Origin of the sequence: Actinomadura sp. WAC 06369 (assembly GCF_003947565.1) — a bacterium.
GTDB lineage: Bacteria > Actinomycetota > Actinomycetes > Streptosporangiales > Streptosporangiaceae > Spirillospora > Spirillospora rifamycini.
The window spans coordinates 1-18,748 of sequence record NZ_QHJN01000155.1 but is presented as its reverse complement, the minus strand read 5'-3'; the positions used below and the strand labels follow the sequence as shown (position 1 = coordinate 18,748).

General features: G+C 72.0%; 16 protein-coding genes. 10 read left to right on the top strand and 6 right to left on the bottom strand.

All coding sequences use genetic code 11. The annotated features are described in order from the left end of the window. Window positions 1-327: 327 nt before the first annotated feature. Complete coding sequence (locus DMH08_RS31335; RefSeq protein WP_125619577.1) at window positions 328-600, bottom strand: hypothetical protein; 273 nt, start codon at window positions 598-600, stop codon at window positions 328-330. Window positions 601-751: 151 nt separating this feature from the next. Between DMH08_RS31335 and DMH08_RS31330 the strand changes: the two genes are divergently transcribed. From DMH08_RS31330 to DMH08_RS41200, 4 genes are read left to right on the top strand one after another with little or no spacing between them, the layout of a single operon-like run. Next, window positions 752-1,906 (top strand): hypothetical protein, encoded by a 1,155-nt coding sequence (locus DMH08_RS31330; RefSeq protein WP_125619575.1) that lies wholly within the window; start codon window positions 752-754, stop codon window positions 1,904-1,906. A gap of 4 nt (window positions 1,907-1,910) precedes the next feature. Continuing rightward, window positions 1,911-2,186: a hypothetical protein gene (locus tag DMH08_RS31325; RefSeq protein ID WP_125619573.1), complete on the top strand. Its 276-nt coding sequence runs from the start codon at window positions 1,911-1,913 to the stop codon at window positions 2,184-2,186. 4 nt (window positions 2,187-2,190) lie between these two features. Beyond that, the gene (locus tag DMH08_RS31320; protein WP_125619571.1) at window positions 2,191-2,472 is read left to right on the top strand and encodes a hypothetical protein; all 282 of its coding nucleotides are present in this window, start codon (window positions 2,191-2,193) and stop codon (window positions 2,470-2,472) included. Further along, a complete protein-coding gene (locus tag DMH08_RS41200; RefSeq protein WP_199748097.1) occupies window positions 2,469-3,242 on the top strand; it encodes a hypothetical protein in 774 nt (257 codons plus the stop codon). The genes DMH08_RS31320 and DMH08_RS41200 overlap by 4 nt, the downstream gene beginning before the upstream one ends. Window positions 3,243-3,244: 2 nt before the next feature. On the opposite strand, the gene DMH08_RS31310 is transcribed toward DMH08_RS41200, so the two are convergent. Next, window positions 3,245-3,994: a nuclease-related domain-containing protein gene (locus DMH08_RS31310; protein ID WP_125619569.1), complete on the bottom strand. Its 750-nt coding sequence runs from the start codon at window positions 3,992-3,994 to the stop codon at window positions 3,245-3,247. 511 nt (window positions 3,995-4,505) lie between these two features. Here DMH08_RS31310 and mobF point away from each other — a divergent pair. Further along, window positions 4,506-9,593, top strand: coding sequence for a MobF family relaxase (mobF, locus tag DMH08_RS31305; protein ID WP_125619567.1), 5,088 nt, complete (start codon window positions 4,506-4,508; stop codon window positions 9,591-9,593). Between the two features lie 69 nt (window positions 9,594-9,662). Then, on the top strand, window positions 9,663-10,211 hold the full coding sequence (locus tag DMH08_RS31300) for a hypothetical protein (RefSeq protein ID WP_125619565.1): 549 nt from the start codon (window positions 9,663-9,665) through the stop codon (window positions 10,209-10,211). A gap of 58 nt (window positions 10,212-10,269) precedes the next feature. Here the strand turns inward: DMH08_RS31300 and DMH08_RS31295 are convergent, their stop codons facing one another. From DMH08_RS31295 to DMH08_RS31280, 4 genes are all read right to left on the bottom strand, one after another. Further along, a complete protein-coding gene (locus DMH08_RS31295; protein WP_125619563.1) occupies window positions 10,270-11,232 on the bottom strand; it encodes a hypothetical protein in 963 nt (320 codons plus the stop codon). 3 nt (window positions 11,233-11,235) lie between these two features. Next, a complete protein-coding gene (locus DMH08_RS31290) occupies window positions 11,236-13,371 on the bottom strand; it encodes a type IV secretory system conjugative DNA transfer family protein (RefSeq protein WP_125619561.1) in 2,136 nt (711 codons plus the stop codon). A gap of 77 nt (window positions 13,372-13,448) precedes the next feature. After that, window positions 13,449-14,951, bottom strand: coding sequence for a DUF2637 domain-containing protein (locus DMH08_RS31285; RefSeq protein ID WP_125619559.1), 1,503 nt, complete (start codon window positions 14,949-14,951; stop codon window positions 13,449-13,451). Between the two features lie 85 nt (window positions 14,952-15,036). Beyond that, window positions 15,037-15,306, bottom strand: a complete 270-nt coding sequence (locus tag DMH08_RS31280) for a hypothetical protein (RefSeq protein ID WP_125619557.1) — start codon at window positions 15,304-15,306, stop codon at window positions 15,037-15,039. A 588-nt stretch (window positions 15,307-15,894) separates the two neighbouring features. Between DMH08_RS31280 and DMH08_RS31275 the strand changes: the two genes are divergently transcribed. From DMH08_RS31275 to DMH08_RS31265, 4 genes are all read left to right on the top strand, one after another. Further along, window positions 15,895-16,347, top strand: a complete 453-nt coding sequence (locus DMH08_RS31275) for a DUF3307 domain-containing protein (RefSeq protein ID WP_125619555.1) — start codon at window positions 15,895-15,897, stop codon at window positions 16,345-16,347. A gap of 146 nt (window positions 16,348-16,493) precedes the next feature. Then, window positions 16,494-16,664, top strand: a complete 171-nt coding sequence (locus tag DMH08_RS40450) for a hypothetical protein (RefSeq protein WP_158642419.1) — start codon at window positions 16,494-16,496, stop codon at window positions 16,662-16,664. 221 nt (window positions 16,665-16,885) lie between these two features. Next, window positions 16,886-17,848 (top strand): ParA family protein, encoded by a 963-nt coding sequence (locus DMH08_RS31270; protein ID WP_125619553.1) that lies wholly within the window; start codon window positions 16,886-16,888, stop codon window positions 17,846-17,848. Between the two features lie 176 nt (window positions 17,849-18,024). Next, window positions 18,025-18,513, top strand: coding sequence for a hypothetical protein (locus DMH08_RS31265; protein ID WP_125619551.1), 489 nt, complete (start codon window positions 18,025-18,027; stop codon window positions 18,511-18,513). Window positions 18,514-18,748 lie beyond the last annotated feature (235 nt).

The following is an 18,748-nucleotide window of genomic DNA, read 5'->3' as shown; positions in this document are numbered from 1 at the left end:
AGCACGGGGCCCAGCCAAGCAGCACCCAGCCGGCCCCCACCCCAACCAACCGACCCAGCAGCCCCGAGGGACGGGTACGACCGTCGTACCTCCCCCAGCCACCACCACCAGGACGACCACCAGGGCCAGCGCCAGCAGCCTCCGCACGAGGCTAGGACCGGACGAACGCGAACGGCGGCCGAGGTCATTCCGTCCGCAGGTCGCCCCGCGGAGCGGCGGCAACAGACCTCGGCCGCCAGGAACCACCACCCCGGAAGGGCAGCGAAGGCACAGGATAACGGGCGGCGAGCCATCTGCTCGCCGCCCGTTTCATTGGGGTGCGCGGCGCTAGAAGCCGTGAGTACGGCGGTAGGCGCGAATCGCCTCTACCCCGACGGCCCGGAGCGCATCGACCGGAGCCGTCCCTGCCTCCACCAGGCCGACGTAGGCGTCCCGGATCGCGTCGAGTCCCTCGTCAGACAGGACCCGGGCGGCGACCGCCTCACGGTCGTGGCCCGGGTGCCCGGCCGCCGCGATCACCTTCACGATGTTCGCGGCCACGTAGACAACGCCGTCCTCGACCGTTTCCAGCGACACCCGGCCGTCCTTACGCGTGATCATGCGTCCTCCTCTTGGTGGCGGTTCCTGGAGGGGTTGCCGTCCCTCCGTCACCTCTATTCTATCCCATCTCATCCCATCTAATCCATCCCATTCCGTCGAGAGATGGGATATGATGAGTTTGTAAGCGAACGACCCAAGAAGGGAGTGCCACGTGTCATCACCTCAGGAGCCCGAGGTCACCGAGGCGGCCGCCGCCGCGCCGGTGTGCAAGTACCCCGGATGCACGCAGCCGCCGGAGCCCAAGCCCGCCGGACAGCGCGGGCCGCGCCCCGAGTACTGCGACAACCCCGAGCACACCGCCAAGAGCGCGTGGCTCGCCCGCCGTCGCCAGCAGCGCGAGCAGGCCGGCGACACCGTGACCGAGGCCGACGACGCCGCGCCGGTCACCATGGCCACCGCGCAGGGCGCGCACCTGCTCAAGCAGGCGACCACGCTCGCCGACCAGCTCGCCGCCCTGGTCGAGCGGCTCCGCGGGCAGGTCGCCACGATCGGCGACCCCACCGCGGCCGAAGTCCAGATCGCCGCCGCCGAAGCGGCCGCGCAGGAGCGGGCCGCAGCCGCCGAGTCCCGCGCGCTCGGAGCCGAGCAGCGCGCCCGCACCGCCGAGGAGGCGGCCCGGGAGGCGGACGCGGCCGCCGAGGAGATGCAGGCCGAGCGCGTCGCGGCCGAGCAGGCACGGGCAGCCGCCGAGGACGCCGCCCGGGAGGCGCGCGCGGAGGCACGCGCGGAGGTCGAGCGGATCCGGGCCGAGGCCGAGCAGGAGACCGCCGCAACGCAGGCGGCCGCCGCGGAGCAGATCGCGCAGGCGCGGGCCGAGCTCGACGCCGAGCGGACCCGGATCCGGGACGAAGCGGCCGCCGACGTCGCCGCCGCCCGGACCGCCGCCGAGGACGCCGCCCGGGAGGCTCAGGACGAGATCGCTCGTGCCCAACAGGCGGCCGCCGACCAAGTGCGAGCCGCCGAGGACGCCGCCGCCGAGCAGGCGAAGCAGACGCGGGCCGAAGTCGAGCGGATCCGGGCCGAGGCTGAGCAGACCCGCGCCGAGGCCGAGCGGCGCGTGACGCAGGCCGAGCGGCAGGCCATCCAGGCGCAGCAGTCCGCCGACGACGCCGCGGCCGAGCTCGCCCGCGTGCGCCAGGAGGCCGCCGACCGTGTCGCCGAGCTGCGCGAGCGCCTCACCCGCGCCGACCAGCTCGCCGACCAGGCCACCGACCGCGCCGACCGGGCAGAGGTCCGCGCGGACCGAGCCGAGGCCCGCGCCGACCGGGCCGAGCAGAGTCGCGGCCGCGGCCGCGGAAAGGAGTGAGGTCATGGCCATGGCCCCCCAGTCCCTTGCCGACCAGGCCCGCGCGCTCGTCGAGGAGCTCGCCGCGCTGATGACCGAGTACCCGACCGAGGACCCGGACGTGACGCCGGTCGCGCTCGCCCACGTCACCGTCGCCGGCGAGGACGTCGGCACGGTGCCCCTCATGCCCGGTCAGGTCGCATGGCTGCGCAGCATGGTCGCCGACCAGGCCGCCGCCGCCCGCGCGGCGCACCCGGACCAGCCCGACCAGGGCCGCGGCAGCGGCCGCGCGGGAGGGTGACCCGATGCCCGTGCGCGTGCTGGTCATGCGGACGCTCGGCGTGTTCGCCGCCTGGATGAGCCTGCTCGCCCCGGTCAGCCTGCTCGCCCAGGCGATGCGCGGGGAACCGCTCTTGGAAGGGATCGCCTGGATACTCCCGGTCGCCGCAGTCTTGACCGGGATCGCCGCCGCCGACCTGCACGCGGAGTGGTGGCGCAGCCCGGCAGGACGGCGCGAGCGGCGCCGCCGCGAGATCAAGATGCTCCGCCGGATGTACGGCGACCAGCCGCCCCAGGACGCGCGGTGAGCCAGCGGAGAGGCACCCGGTCGCCGAGCACGACGGACGGGCAACTCACGTTCGAGGACGCGCTAGCCGAGCTCGCCGCCGAGGAGGCACAGCCGCCGGAACCGACGAAGCCCCCCGCGCGGCCCGCTTCAGTTGGTCCGGCGGCCGCCGACCCGCCGCCCGAGACGGCCGCCGCAGAGGACCCGACCGAAGCGCAGGACGACCGGCCCGGGCAACTCGTCCTGCTCGGCGAAGCGGCCCCCGCTTCACGCCGAGGACTGTCCGGCCGGATCCCGAGCGAGGTATGGGCCGCCCTGCTCGACCACCCACCAACCCGCCAGCGGTACCGAGCGAAGGTCCACCGGCGCGACCCGGACGCGTGTTGGTACTGGCTCGGCGCCGTGTCCGACACCGGGCACGGCAAGCTCAAAGCCGCCAGGGCAAGCGGCCCGAGCATCGTGGTAACAGCCCACACCTACGGCTACCAGGCCGAGTACGGCGTCATCGCGCCGCGGCCCGGCGAGGACCTGGTGATCGGACACCGCTGCGACGAGAGCTCATGCCAGAACCCCGCCCACTGGGAGCTCATCCCCCGGGCGCAGAACGATGCGGACTACCGGGCCCGCAAGTGGCGCCGCTCGGGGCCGCTCGCCGACGTCCGGGGAGCCCACGGCCGCGCCGTGGCGATCCGCGCGGCGATCCTCGCGGCGCGGGCCGCAGGCCGGGACATCGACGCGGCGATCGAGGCCGCGGCCGCCGCCGGACTTACCGAGGCCGACGGCCTTTTCTGAGGTCAGTAACGATTGCCCGCAGCGCGGCGATGCTCCGGCGGTTCATACGGCGGAAATCGCCGCGTTGCGGCATCGGCGAGCGCGGTAACAGCCTCTTGGTCGTAAACGGCGGGGAGCGAGGTGATCCACCGACGAACGGACCGGGCGCGCAGCAGCGGAATCCCCTCGATTTCCGGCCGCCGCCAGTAGGGCAGTTTCGCGCCGTGAACGGCAAGGACGGCCTGTGCTTCGACCGGACGCCCGAGGCGCTCGCCCAGTTCCATCGTGAGCACGGTGGAAACGCGGCGCCGCTCGACGGCGGTACCGGCGACGACCTTTGCGCCGCGAGTCCGGCCGACCCAGATCTGTCCGCGACGCCGCCGGATCATGGTGTTCTTGTGCCAATTCTTGCTGTCGACCACGATCACGCCGCCCGGCCCGATCACGAGGTGATCGATGTTGGCGACGTCATCAGCCCGGCCTAGGCCACGGTCGTGCAGGACGACGTAGCCGCGGCGCTCTAGCGGCCGCAGCATGCGCGCGGTGGAGCGCTCGCCGACCGCGCCTTTCCGCCATTTTGCTGCGTCATCAGTGCGGCGGCCGCCCTGGAGGACGACCAGGAGCCCCACGGCCAGGAACGCGGCGCCTACGCCGATTTGGAGTGAACCCGAGACAAGCCATACCAGCAGCAGCGCGGCGGCGATGAGCGCGGCGGATAGTCCGGCGTGTTTGGCGCGCCGGCGCCGTCCGGCGGCCGCGAGGGTGCGCGCCATATCGGCCGCCGATGCGCCAGCGCGAGAATCGCGCCCCGGCCGCCCTCGGCGGCCGGGGTTGGGGCGGGGGGAATGGGTGGACACGCGGACCTCCGAGGGGCGGAAGAACGGGAATGCGGTAACAGTCCGCTCGCCATTTCCTCCCCGCGGACCGGGCGGAGGAGGGGCGCGAGCGGCCAGCCGTCGCGGCCGCCGGGCGTCGGGTGCGCCGCGCGCGACGGCGACGCACGGTAGCGGCGGCCCAGGCCGGGCCAACGGACGCCCAGCGGAGCCAGCCCACCGAACTCGACCACGTCACCCGCACTGGCCAGCACCACCAGATCACCCCCTCAGCCCACCTCACAGCCCAACACCATGCCTCAGTTCACCCACTGCCACAAGCCCTAAGCAACCCACCACACCTAGGCATTATTAATGATCATGGTAGGATGGTCGCTGCGCGGTGATCTTCCGAACGTCGCGCCGCAGGTCACCGGCCCACGCGGGCCGGTCGAGGTGAGGAGGTGATCGCGTGCTCAGCATCGCGCCGGGCCGTGATGCCAAGTACCTCACCCGGCAGGTTGGCCGCGGCGCCGAGAACTACTATCTGTCATCGGTCGCTGAGCACGGCGAGCCGCCCGGAGTCTGGTGGGGAGAGGGCGCGCGAACGCTCGGCCTGGAGCCCGGGACCGAGATCGACGGCGCGGTTTTCGAGAAGCTCTATGAGACCTTTCTCGACCCGCGTGACCCGAACTTCCTTGACTCTTCTGTCCCTGATGAGGAGAAGGCGCGACTCGGGCGTCGCAAGACCACGTTCCGGTCGTGGGAAGAGATCTACGCCACGAAGGTGGCGGCCGAGCCTGAGGCGTCGCTTGAACGACTCGCCGAACTGAAATACGAGGCGAAGGGCGAGGCCCGGCAGGCAGTCATCCACCTGGACGCGACCTTTAGCCCGTCCAAGTCCGTCACCCTCGTGCATGCCGGATTGCTCGCGGCAGCCAGTGAGGCCGAGGCCGCCGGAAACGTCGAGCAGGCCGCGCAGTACCGCGAGGCCGCAGGCGTTGTCTGGGATGGCGTGATGGCCGGAGCGGATGCGAGTCTGCGCTATCTGCAAGAGCATGCGGGAGAGGCCAGGGTCGGTTACCACGGCGCGAAGATCGCGGGCCGCACTACCGGCCGCTGGGTCGAGGCCGGCGGATGGGTGGTGGGCCGTTTCAGGCAGCACACCAATCGTGAGGGTGACCCGCAACTACACGTGCATCAGGCGATCCTTAACCGGCAGCAGACCGCCGACGGGAAATGGGTGACGCTCGACAGCCGGGCAGTGTTCAAGGCCCGCCCGGGTGCGGCCGCGCACGGTGAGCGCGCGATGGAGGAGTACCTGTCCCGCCGTCTCGGACTGGAGTTCCGGGCCCGGCCGGACGGGAACGGCCGCGAGGTCGTTGGGGTGTCCCCGGAAATGATCGCGGAGTTTTCCAGCCGCCGCGTTCAGGTGACCGAGGATCTCGAAAGGCGCGTAGCCGCATATGTGGCCGCGCATGGTCGGGAGCCGTCGCCGCGCGTCCTGTTCAAAATGGCTCAGGACGCGACGAAGGCCACGAAAGCGCCCAAGACCAAGGAGCATGCGGTCAGTGAGGCCGAGAGGCTGCGGCAGTGGGAGGAGCGCGCCCGCGCCGAGGAGATCGGGCAGCTCAGCGGGATCCCCGAGCAGACCCTTGGACGGATCCCGCAGGGCCAGCCAGCGCGGTCGCTCGCCGAGGCCGACGTCGACCGGGTATTGCAGGCCGCGCTCGCCGACGTCCAGCGAGGCAAGGCCGAGTGGACCCGACCTGAGCTGACGCGGATGATCGATCGGCATCTGCCCGACTACCTCGGAGGGCTGCACCCCGAGCGCGTCGAGGCGCTCCTTGAGTCCCTCACGGACATGGCGCTCGGAAACGAAGCGGTCACCGGGGTACGCCTGCTCAATGCGCCCGACGAGGTCACGATCCCGGCCGACCTCCAGAGGCCGGACGGCCGGAGCGTCTACCTCGCCCAGGCCGCCGAGCGGTACACCACCGTCGACCAGCTCGACCGGGAAGCGGCGCTGACCGCGGCCGCGCTTGGAACCGATGCGCCCCGCGTGGACCCGGAGCGGGCCGCCGCTCTAGTTGGCCCCAGCGTCGAAGAGGCGAAGGAAGCCGCGCTACGCGGCGCTCCGATGCCCGAGGGCATGCGCCCGTTCGCCGACCAGGCCGCCGCGCTCACGGGCATCCTGACCTCCGGCCGCCGCGTTGACGTACTCGTCGGCCCGGCCGGAACCGGGAAGTCGTTCACCGTAGGCCGACTGGCCGAAATCTGGCGGAGCGAGACAGGGACGCCCGTGCTCGGTCTGACGACGTCGCAGAACGCGGCCGGAGTCCTCCAGGCCGAGGGCCTGGACTCAGCGATGAACATCGAGCGTTGGCTCACCGCGGTCAACGAGGGCGAGGCATCCCTCCAGCCCGGGCAACTCGTCCTGGTGGACGAGGCGAGCATGGTCACCACGGATCACCTCGCCCGGATCCAGCAGCTCGCCGACGCCGCCGGCGCCAAGGTGCTTTGGTCGGGCGACGACCACCAGCTATCGGCGCCCGGGGCCGGAGGCGCCATGCGCCGCTTGGTGACGGTGGGCGGCGCCCACCAGCTATCCACCGTCGTCAGGTTCCGCGAGGAATGGGAGCGTGAGGCGTCCATCGCTCTGCGGGATGGTCTGCCCGAGGCCCTGCGCGACTACGACGAGCACGGCCGGTTCCGCGACGGGTCCCGCGAAGAGATGGAGACGCTCGCGCTGGACCGGTACCTGTCCGACTACCTCGCAGGTCGGCAGAGCCTCCTATTGGTGGGGACGAACGAGAAGGCCGCCGAACTGTCTGGCCGGATCCGCGACGAACTCGTAGCGCTCGGCATCGTGGCCCAGGACGGTGCCCGCCTTGCCGACGGCAACACCGCAGGTCGCGGCGATCTGATCATGGCCCGCCGCAACACCGAAGTGGAGGAGAACGAGCAGGAGCTCACTAACCGCGATGTGTTGCAGGTCGGATACACGCGAGAGGACGGGGCCTTGCTCGCGCGTCGCGTCGAGCGTGATGGGACGCTCGGTGAAACCGTCGAGCTCCCCGCTTCCTACGTCCGTCAGCACGTCGAGCTTGGGTACGCGGGCACGGTGCACGCGGCGCAGGGCCGCACGGTCGACACCTGCCACTCGATCCCGGACCACGGGACCACGGCGGAAGCGCTGTACGTCATGCTCACCCGCGGCCGCGATGGGAACTACGCGTACGTCCCGCTCGACCTGGACCGGGAGCGGGCCGCAGACCTGCGGCCGGGCCCCGAGCAGGCCCGCGACCGCGCCGCCGAACTCCTGCGCGGCACCGATGGAGCGTGGAGTGTCGAGAACCCGCTCGAAGACGCTGCCGCGTACGCGCGGGGAGGGCAGCCGCTCGCCGGGGACCGGATCGCGATCCTGTCGAGCATCCTGACGAACCGCGAAGCGGATAAGACCGCGATCGAGGCCATGATCGAGGAGGGCGAGCGCCCCCGGAACCTCGGCCACCTCGGCGCCATGATGGTCGACCAGATCCGGGAGAAGCTCCCACTGGGCTACGTCGCCCGGGCGGAGGAGCGCGGCATGCTCACCGCTGAGGACGCCGCCCGTCTGCGCGACGACGAGGCGCTCGGCACGCTCGGCCGCCTGCTGCATCAGATCGAGCTGTCCGGCCGGTCCGCCGACCGGATCCTTGACGCCGCCATCGCCGAGCGCGAGCTCGACACCGCCGAGTCGCTGGCCAAGACGCTGCATTGGCGGATCACCGAAGCGGCCAAGGCTCGCGGCATCGACCTGGAGCGGCTGGAGATCAGCGAGGACGCGATCTCCGGGACCTGGCGCGACCGGATCCCGACGACGGGCATCCCCGAGACCGACCAGTTCCTTGCCGAGCTCGCCGACCGGGCGCAGATGCGACAGACCGAACTCGGCTACTCGGCGCTGCATCAGCCGCCCGCGTGGCTCGCCGAGATCCTGGGCGAGCCCCCGGCCGAGGACCTGAGCGAGCGTCAGGCATGGGCCGAGCGGGCAGGCGCCATCGCCGCCTACCGCGAGCAGTACGGGTACGACGCCGAGAGCGACGCCATCGGGCCTGCACCGGCGAGGACGTCTCCCGAGCAGCGCGCGGCATGGTGGGCCGCCTACGACGCTATGGGCCGCCCGGACGCGTCCCGAGAGATCGTCTCGGCGACCGACGGCGAGCTCTGGGCGATGCGCGCCGCCTACGAGCGCGAAGCGCGGTGGGCGCCGGCCTACGTCGGTGAGGAGCTCGGCATGGTGTCCCGCGAGGCGCAGGACCGGGCCGCCGAGGCGGTACGGCTCCGGGCCCGCGCGGACGCGGTCCGAGGTCGTGACGCCGACGCCGCGGCCGCCCTGGACGCCCGCGCCGCTGGACAGGAGGCACTCGCGGCGGCCGCCAGCGACCGGCGCGAGGTCCTCACGCGCGTGCATGAGGCCCGGCAGGCATGGCACGAGCGCACCCGCGACGCTGCGTTGATGGCGATGCGCGCGGACGCCGAGCTGCGCCGCCGGGAGCACATCGACGCCGAGGCACTGCCCCCTCTGCATGTCGACACCGCCGACGCCGCTGAGCGGCAGGCTCAGCAGCGGGCCGCCGAGCAGGCCCGCGCCGAGGCCGAGCGCGACCGCGCCCAGGTCGAGGGACAGCTTGAGCTCGACCTCGGGGCCCAGGTCGAGCGCGTTGCGGCATGGGACGAGCCGCAGCAGGCCGAGCCGCAGCAGGCCGAGCCGTCTCACGGCCCGGCCGCCGCGCGGCAGATGGAGGAGTGGGACCTCGTCCAGCAGCAGCAGGCCGAATGGGACCGGCGCCGCCGCGCATGGTCCCGCGGAGAGGTCGAGGAACTCCCCGAAGACCCCCGCGACCACGAGATGGCCCGGAGGGTCCGGCTCGCCGAGGCGTGGGCTCAGCACGAGCTCGACGCCGAGGCCCGGCAGCGCGCCGAGGACATTCGCCAGTCGCGAGACCGCGCCGAAGCCGACCGCGCCGCCGAGGTCGACCGCACCGTCGAGCACGCCCAGGCGCCCGAGCATGGCCGCGAGCCGCGAGAGCAGCAGGCCCAGGCCGCAGAGCCCGCCGCGGCCCCCGTCGAGGTGCCGGAGCCGATCCCGGGTCAGCAGACGCTCGACGTGTTCGGCGTCGCAGACCAGGTCGACCGCGAGGCGCAGCCCGAGCTCGCCGAGCGGCTCGACAAGGCGGCCGCCGCCTCGGCGATCGCCGAGGCCCGCCGGGACCGTGAGGCCGAGCAGGAGCGCGCCCAGCGCGAGCAGACCGAACGCGAGCAGACCGAACGGGACCGCGCGCAGGAGCGCGAGCAGGAGCGTGCTGAGGTCGAGCGGGCCCGGCTCGAAGCGCGCGAGCGCGCGCGGGCCGACCGTGACCCGGCCGCGCGCGAGGCCGACGATGCTGCCGAAATCGTCCGGGCCGCCTATCCGCAGAGCATCCGCGAGGCCCTGGCGGACCGAGGCAGGCGCCCGGACCGCGAGCCGTACCGGCCGCCCGAACCGCCCAGCCGCGATGACGGCCTCAGCCGGTAAGGCGTTTCCCGGTTGCCTGTAGCGGCCGCGTTGATGACCGGCCGGAGGGATCGGGCTACCTTGAACGTCATGAACGAGCGGCCCCCGGAGCGACCTCGGCGAGCCCGAACGCTGGCGGAGCTCGATGCTGCCTTCGCGGACGTCCAGTGGTCCGATGACACCCCGCTCACGGACGAGGAGAAGGCAGCACTTCGGGAGAGGCTGAACAGCCGGCGCCCGGGCGAGACGCTGAACCTGAGCCCTCGGGAACGGTCGGCGCGGTGGGAGCTCGGCATCATCAGGCCGCGCGAGACCGTCGTGGACATGTACAACCAGGTCCAGGCCGAGTACCGGGCGCCGAGGATGAACCCGACCGGCACGGAGATGGGCCAGGGCGTCATAGACGCGATCGAGTGGTGTACCGGCGTCACGTCGCACGCGCCGATCACCGGGGAGCGGTCCGTGCAGTGGCCGCCGTCTACCGAGCAGATGTCCGGCGAGGAGGAGGCCGCCGCCGACGTCGCCGAGGGCCGCCGACCGCACGGCCGCGGCCGCAGCTACGCCGTTGGAGTCGAGCACACCATCCGATGGCTGCTCGCCCGGACCGCACAGCGCCCATGGGGCCGGATCCACGATTGACCCCCAGAACGCAACGAGGGGCGCCGCCAGACTGGCGGCGCCCCTCATGCTCTGCCCGTCAGGTGCCCGGCCGCACCCGCGCCAGCGCTGCGACGAAGGTGCGGTAATCCTCCTGCGTCACGGCGCCCGAGCGCGTGATCTCGCTATACCGGGCGCGGGCCGCGGTGATGTCCTCGGGCGGGTAGGGCGCGCCGTTCTGCGTGTACGGCGCGAGGCGATGCAGCTCAGCCAGCAGGTTGTACGCGTCCTCGGTCAGACCCACAGCCGCGGCAGCCTTGTCCCACTCCTCACGCGCCGCCTGGACGACATCGGGCGGGTAGGGCGCGCCGGGCCGTAGGTACTCGCGGAACCGGTGGAGCTTGACGAAGGCGTCGCGCCGCACCACGGCACGGAGCCGCTCGGAGTCGTCGCGCGGCGCCGGCGGCACCGCGTGAGAGCCGTCCTCGGGACAGCCCTCCGTGCGCCGCTCCGCCGTGGCCATCACGTCATCAAGCCAGCGATGCCAGTCCGCCGCAGCGTGCGGCCGGGCCCCGGCAGTGTCGTAGGCCGCCGCGTACGCCGCCCGCAGCCACAGCACGCCGTTGACGATGTCCGGGTGCTCCAGCCAGCAGGGCGCCAAGGACGCCGCCGCCCAGGGCCACCCGACGAACAGCACGTCCCGCACCCACGCCACCAGGTCGCCGAGGACCTGCTCGCGATCCTCGGGAGCGATGTGGGCCAGGTCCCGCGGCCGGGTGTCGGAGTCGTCGTCATCGGAGCGCACGAGCTTGTCGAGCGCATCGGCGAGCGCGGCGATCTTGGACTCCAGCGCCGGGATGTCCCCGGTGCGCTGGTCGAGCTTGTGCAGGTCTTGCAGCACGTCGCCGAGCTGGTCGCGGAGCTCTTGCAGGTGAGCGCGAGTCTCGCCTTGCTCGCTGGCCAGGATCGCGACGGCCGCGCCGATGTCACCGCCGGACGACTCGCCCGGCCCCGCAGTGCGGGGCCGGGCGATGTCGCCGAGATACTTCTCGTCGCCGGTCATGCGTTACCCGCTCCGCCGCTTCCACGGTGACCAGCCCTGCGGCAGGTCGTCATTCGATCCCCGGGCCGGGCCGGGGGCCGGGGGCGGGTCCTGCGCGGTGCCCCACTCCGCGCGCCACTCGTCGCCCCACCCCGCCGGGGGATCATCGGCCCCCGAGTCGTGCGCATCGGGGACGGGGACCGGCTGAGCCGGGAAGGGCAGCGGAGGCGCCGCGCCCGGATCCTTGCGGGCCCGCCGCGCCCCGATCTCGTCAACCGGTTCGGGAGCCGGAGCCGGGACCGGAGGAGGATCGGCGAGTTCATGACGGACGGTCGGGATCTCGCGCTGCTGGATGCCGAACAGGCCCTCGACCGGCGCGCCGGCCTTCTGCCACTGCTTGTAGGCGCGGCGCCGCCGGATCGAGTCGAGGGTGACGATCGTGGGCGCCGCCGCCGACGAGCGCAGCACCAGCGCCTTGCCCCGGGGGATGCGGCGGATCTCCGACGGGCTGATGATGTCGACCTCCGACCAGCGCTTGCGCTTGCGCTGGTTGCCGCGCCGGTCATAGGTGATCTCGTCCTCCTCCCGGACGTCGATCTTCCCGATGAGGCGCGACATCCGGACGAGGACGGCCTCCTCGGTGACGCCCGAGCCGATCACCTTGCACTTGGCGGCGCCCCAGAGTGCTTCGGCGCCCTCAGCGCCCCACCGGTCGCGGATCCGGGCCCAGCTCTGGAAGTACATGTGGATCCGGATCCCCGACCCCGACGCCCACGAGGCCCAGGAGTCGACCGGGACCGGCGCCGTGTTCGCGAGCTCGTCGCCCTCGATGGTCAGGGGCGGATCCAGCCGGGACCGCGGGGAGCCGTCGGCGCCCTCGTACCGGTTGCCCATGGCCGTCGCCACGGCGACGAGTTCAGCGAGGAACGACGCGAACACCGGCGCCGTGGTGTAGCCGTTCGGGGACGACACCAGGTAGACCGTGTCCTTGCTGTTCAGGAACGCCTCGAAGTCGAAGTCACCCGAGCCGCCGACCGGCGGGCACAGCGTTTCCACGACCGCAGGGTCGATCATGAACCGCAGGACACGGTTCAGAGTGGTGATCACGCTCTCGCGGGTCTTCTCGGGCATCTGGTTGAGCAGGTGCCAGAGCACGCCCGCAGCATGCTCGCTCGCCTGCCCGTGCTCGGAGAGGACGTAGAAGAGGTGGGTGATCTCCTCCTTGCCCCCGGCGAGCCAGTCGCGGACGTTGCGCAGGTTCCCGCCCATCAGCGCCGCCGCGTGCATCAGCGACGCGAGGGTCATCGTGCCGATGTCCTCCCAGAAGGAGGCGTCACTGAGCCCCTGGTTTTCGCTGGCCTCCACCATGTGCCCGGCCCGCCGGACCGCGGCAACGATGTCCTCGCAGCCCACGACCGGGTTCCAGCGCATGTTGGAGCCGTAGAGGCCCACACCCTCAGGGTTGAGGATCCAGGTGTATCCGCGCTGCTGCCGCAGCCCGACCGTGTCGCGGATCAGGTCGCCCCGGATCGAGGTGACCACCACCGGGCCGGGCGCGTCGATGATGGACGCCGCCGCCTTCTGGCTCTTGCCCTCCTGCGGCGGGCCGATCATCAGCACCAGGTCCTCGAAGGTGGAGTAGACCCCCCACCGGTGGACGAGGCCCTGCGCACGGCCATGGAAGGTCGCGTACTCCTGCCAGGGGCCAAGCCACCGGTCGCGGAGCGTCAGCGACCGGCGCGCGTGCTTGGCGATGCGGCGAGCAGGCCACCGGCCGTAGTGCCGGTAGAGCTGCCCCCTGCTCGCGAACCCGTGCCCCGGCCGCAGCCGCAGCCGGGCCCGCGTACGCGGCGACAGGGTGACGCCGCGGCGACGCCGGCGGCCGCCGCCGAACCGTCGGTACACCGTGCTCGCGCCCGCCACGACGAGCGCGCCCACCAGGAGTACCGGCATGCCCTGCGCGAGGTCGGTCAGCGGCCCGTCCGCCAGCGGCGCGAGCGGGACGCCCGCCGCCGCGTACGCGGGCCAGTGGGCCGGACCCAGCGCGAGCGGGCTCGGCTGATCTTCCGTTCGGGGCTCCCTGCGCTCGTCGTCGTGCACCCGATCACCTCCCCGCAGGCCGCCGGAGACGGCCTCGCCGCTGTTTGATCCACTGGTCATTGTTGTTGCTGCGCGTGTCAATTCAGACACCTTTTCGCCGGGTGAGGTTCCGGTGACGCCCGAGACGCTTTCCTCGGTCACGCGACCACCCCATTTACGGCCGTTCCGCCCGAAACGTGCTCGTACAGGTAGTTGCGGGCCGTGCCCTCCGAGGCCAGCCCCGCCCGCTCGTAGAGCTCCCGCGCCAGCTCGGCGACGTAGTCACGGTCCCCGCAGCGCGGGTCACCGGTCTGGCGCAGCCGCTCGTACAGGGCGATGAGCCGCGCCTTGCCGGACGAGGTCCGCAGCAGCAGGTCATGCTCGGCACGCAGCGACTCCAGGGCCGCCGACAGCACCCGGTACTGCCGGGCCACGTCCTCGGCGTTCTCGTTGGCCCGCTCGACCGCGGCCCGGGCCTCCGCGCGCGTCTGCTCGACTGCGGTATCAGCCTTCGCCCGGGCCTGCGCGATCCGCGCCTCCGCTTCCTGCTGCGCCCTGCGGATCTGCTCGTCAGCGCTCGCCGTACGCGCGTCGACCTGCTCGGCCGCCGCCGCGGCGGCCCGCTCGATCTCGGCCTGCGCCGCCGCGCGCGTCCGCTCGACCTCGGCCTCAGCCTGCGCCTGCGCCTGCTCGGCCCGGGCCCGAGCGTCCGCGCGAGCCTGCTCGATCTCGGCCGCAGCCTGAGCCCGAGCCTGCTCGGCCTCGTCCCGCGCGGCCGCCTTGATCTTCTCCGCCTCTTCCTGCGCGGCCGCCATCACGCGCTGAGCCTCCGCCTGAGCGTCGCCCGCCTGAGCGATCGCCTTCTGTGCGCGCAGGCTCGCCGCCGTCCGGCCGGGTGCGAGCGGGGCCTCATCCAGCACCCAGTCACGCACCCCGCGCCAGGTGCCGCGCCGGTCGAAGGCCAGCCGCACCCACCAGAGCGTGAGCCGGGCCGCGAAACGGGCTGTTACCAGCGGGATCGCGACGAGGCCGCGCAGCAGCCCTGTCAGGATCGGGCTCTCGTCCAGGTCGAGCCCCCGCCGTTCGGCCGCCCAGCGGCGGACCTCCACCACCAGGGATTCGAGCATCCACGCCAGCGCGATCGGCGCGATGACCGCGACGAGGATCCCCTCCGCGGTGCGTTCGGCGTACATCACCTGCGCGCCGAGGCTCAGCGCGAAGAAGATCAGGACGCCGGTCCGGGCCCGCAGCGACGACCGGCCGCGCAGCGCCGCAACGAGCGCGATCACCGCCATCGCGACCCACCCGGCATCCGGGAGCGCCGCCGTGATTGCGGCCCGCAGCTCGTCCCCGCCGTTGTGCGCGAGGGCGAAGAGCCGCTGCGACTCGTAGGCGACGTAACCGGCGCCGACGAGCGCCGCCGCGATTACGAGGCTCGCGACCCACAGCAGGCTCCCCGTGAGCACGTCGCGCCCGCCCTTGTCCGTGCTCTTGGCCCCGGCCGGGCGCGCGGAGTAGTGCCGGATCTCCCGGACGCCGTCCGTCCCCGGCCCCCACGGGGCCAGCGGCTCGACCTCGCCCCCGTTGACCATGTACGGCCCGCCGGCCGCGCGGCGCTCGCCGCGCGAGAACAGGCCCTTTACCCTGCTGGTGACACTCATCAGACAGTGATCCCTTCGCTGTTGTGTGGGTGCAGCCGGCCCCGTGCGTTGGTCTTGGCGGATGAGCGCCCGGGGTCGGTCCCTTTCACTTGCCGTCGGGCTCGGTCAGGCCGAGCTGAGCGAACAGTCCTTCTCTGATCTCCTTCTCCGTCTCTCCGGCCAGGCGGCCGGACAGGGTGAGCACCAAGTCGATTCCGACCCGGATCACGGTGTTCGCCGTGATCCGCTCCCCTCCCCGCGTGCTCTTGGCGTCCTGGAGTTCACGCGCGAGGTCATCCAGCGCCGTCCACTGATCCGGTCGGATCTGCACGTACTTCGGCCTCAGACGACCCGGCGGCCGTTCCTCCGTCGCCATGACGTACTCCCGTACTGCGAGGGCCCCAACAATGGGACCTGATGAGTTAGTGACTCCCGAACTCTCGCAGTTCACTACGGCCCGTGCGAGCAAGCTGATCTCCCTTCCCGTCGTACAAGGAGATCATGACATGATGAGTCTTGAACTTCAAGACTCATCATGTCATGCTCGGTACAGCGGCACCGCGAAGGGGCCGCAGACAGCACAAAGCCCCGAGACGCTCACTCCGCCAAGAACGCGCGCCCCGGGGCTCTCCCGAAGGAGGTACCAGTATGTCCGATCAGCGGACCAGTAGCGGCGGCACCGCCACCACCAGCACCGAGGGCATGTGGGGCAAGAAGTTGCCCTACGGCGGTGAGAAGCGCGACGAGGGCAAGAAGTGAGCGGCGCCTCCGCCTGCTGCCCGTCCTGCGGGAGCGCCAGCTCCGTGACCTGGCAGGGCCGCGAGGGCGGCTCCGGCCAGAGCAAGGACGTCTACAAGTGCAGCAAGGACGGGACGTTCAAGACGCCCGCGCAGTGATCGGAACCCGGGGCGGCGACCTGCTCGCCGCCCCGGGCTTTCGCTGTCCAACCACCGGAGAGGCAGAGATGACGACCACGACCCCCGAGGCTCGCGCCGCCCGCGCGGCACTGCTGTTCGCCGCGTTCTACGCCGCGCACGAGGTCGGAGATCACTGGATCCAGCGGCACGGCGACGCCCTCGCCAAGGGCCAGCCGGGCGCCGAGGGCCGGGCCGCGTGCGCGCGGCACGTCGCGACCCTGACCGCCGCGAAGGCCGCCGCCGCGGCGGCCGCCGTGGCCGTGACCGGGATGCGCGTCCGGCCCGGACGGCTCGCCGGCGCCATGCTCGCCGATGCCCTCAGCCACTACGTCATCGACCGGCGCCGCCCGCTGGCCCGGCTCGCCGACCGCGTCGGCAAAACGGAGTTCTACGAGCTGGGGAGCGGCACCGCGGCGCCGTGCGGGACCGGTGCCTACGCGCTCGACCAGTCCGCCCACATCACCGCCCTGTGGGTCGCCGCCATCACGGCCGCCCGCTGACCACCCCAGAGAGGAGGATGCATGAAGACCTGCACCGGATGCGGAGGGCAGCTCCCGGCCGACTGGCCCGGCGATTTCTGCTCGGCCCAGTGCCAATCCGCCCAGCAGGATTAGCCAGCCACCCACGACGACCGAAGGGACCCGAGATGGACCCCATGCAGCGGATGCGCGAAGCGTGGCGCGAGAGCGTCCTTAGCGGCGAGGTCGCGGCGAAGGAAGCCGCCCCGTACCTCCAGATGACCGACCCCGAGCGCTCGGCAGAGCAGGACCGCAGCGAACAGGCCCGCGAGGTCGAGGACGACGCGGTCGAGCTCTGATCAACGAACCACTCAGCACGAGGGCCCGGCCTTATGGTCGGGCCCTCGCCCGTTAGATGGACCGATAGTTAGACCGATAGTCAGTCAATGAAATCGCACCCTCGCCCCCGGCCGAGAACTCCAGCAGAGCAGCGCGCCACGAAGATCAGAAGCAAGACGGACCCTACGCGCGAGTGAGAGACTGCCCGACACCAACCATGCCCACCCGAGATAGGGGAGCGATGACAGATCAGTCTCTCGCGGACCCGGAGACGCAGGCGGAGGATGACCGCCTTGCCCGTGTGATCGCGATCGCCAACGACAAAGGTGGAGTCGGCAAGACCAGCACCACCGCGAACCTGGCAGCACTGTATGCGGCCGCGGGTTACAAGGTGCTGGCCATCGACCTGAACCGACAGGCCAACCTGAGTGACGATCTTGGGTACCGCGATGCCACCGAGGACGATCAAGGGATCGCGTTGCTCAACTCCCTCCAGCACGGGCGGCCGCTCAGCCCCGTAGCGATCCCCAGCCGTCCGGGGCTACACGTCGTACCAGGTGGGACCGCGCTCACCGACCTCACCGCAATCGTGCTCGCTCAGATGGGCCGCCACGGCACCAAAGCCTTGATGACCCTGGCCAACGCCCTGGAAGAGATCGCCGCCGAGTACGACCTCGTACTCATCGACACCCCGCCAGAGAACACGACCCTGGTCGACCTCGCACTGAGGGCCGCGCGATGGCTGATCATGCCGACGAAATCCGACGCCGGCGGACTGGTGGGGATGCGCCTGCTCGCCGAACGCTTCCAGGCCGCCCAGGAGAGCAACCCCAGACTCGGCTTGCTCGGAGTCGTGCTCTTCGCGACCACGCGAGGACGACGCGACGAGGACGGCAACCCTCAGCAGACCGCCATTCAGCGGGGGGTCCGGGAGAAGGTCGAGGCCGCGTTCGGCAGCTCGCCCGTACTGGCCGCCACGATCGGCCACTCCGAGCGCATCGCCGTCGCCGCCCGAGACCACGGCCGCGTGGCTCACGAACTGGAGTCGGACGCCGCCAGTCAGCCCGCATGGTGGGAATCGCTCAGGTCGGGCACCCGCAACGGGCCCCGCATCCCGCCCACGGCCGGAAACGTCGCCGAGGACTACCGCAAGCTCGCCGCCGAGATCCTTGATCTCCTTGCCGCAGCCGAGGGGCAGGCATGAGCGACTCGTCCTCTCTCGGCGAGCGTGGAGCTCTCGGCAATGCATTCGGCGGGTCGGCAGCCGGTGGTCTAGCCGGACGTCTGCCCCCTCGGGGGCAGCGGTCACCCGCGCCCGCGAGTCAGCAGGGAGCCCCTGAAGAGACGTCGACGGCGGAGACTCAGCCCGAACGGGCCCAGGTGCCGAGCAAGGCGGAGACCACCCCGCAGGATGAGCAGCTCGACGCGCCCGCAGTGCCTCAGAGTCCTGCCGAGGACGAAGCCCCGGCCGCAGCCGAACCCACCTACCAGATAGGGGCGTACCTGCTCCCTGCGGCGATCGCGGCCGCCACGAAGCGACGCCGACGAAACGGCGTCGACAACGCGCGGATCGCGTTCGATGCCATCGATGCGCACCGCGACGAGCTCAGTTCGCTGCGCGCGGCCCGCGCGGCCGCTGCTCAGCGATCATCGGACAGTTTGTTCCCCAGCCGCGGAGCGGCATCGCCCCGGGCGACGGCGGCCGCGCAAGGCCGCCGCCGACTGTGGGCACTGCAAGCCACCGAGGCCGAGATCGCTGTACTCGACCAGCTCGCCGAGGACCACGGCTACCGAGCGCGAAGTGAACTTATCGCGGCCGCAGTCGAGACCGAGCTACTACCGCAGCGGCGATCATCTCGACGCCGCTGAAGCGTACGAAGGCCCGTCCCTCCTCCGACGGGGGGCGGAGGAGGGACGGACCGAGAGGGACGAGGGCCCGCCCCGCCACGGCGCGAGCCCGGGTGATTGGCGGCCGCGGGCCGGGTCACGGGGTTGAGCCATCCCGGCCTTCGGCCGGGTGAAGAGCTCCCCCTTTTTCCCCCCGACCGAGGCCGGAGTGTACGGCCCGCCCGGAACCCGTCAAGGGCGCCTACGGCGTCGCTTC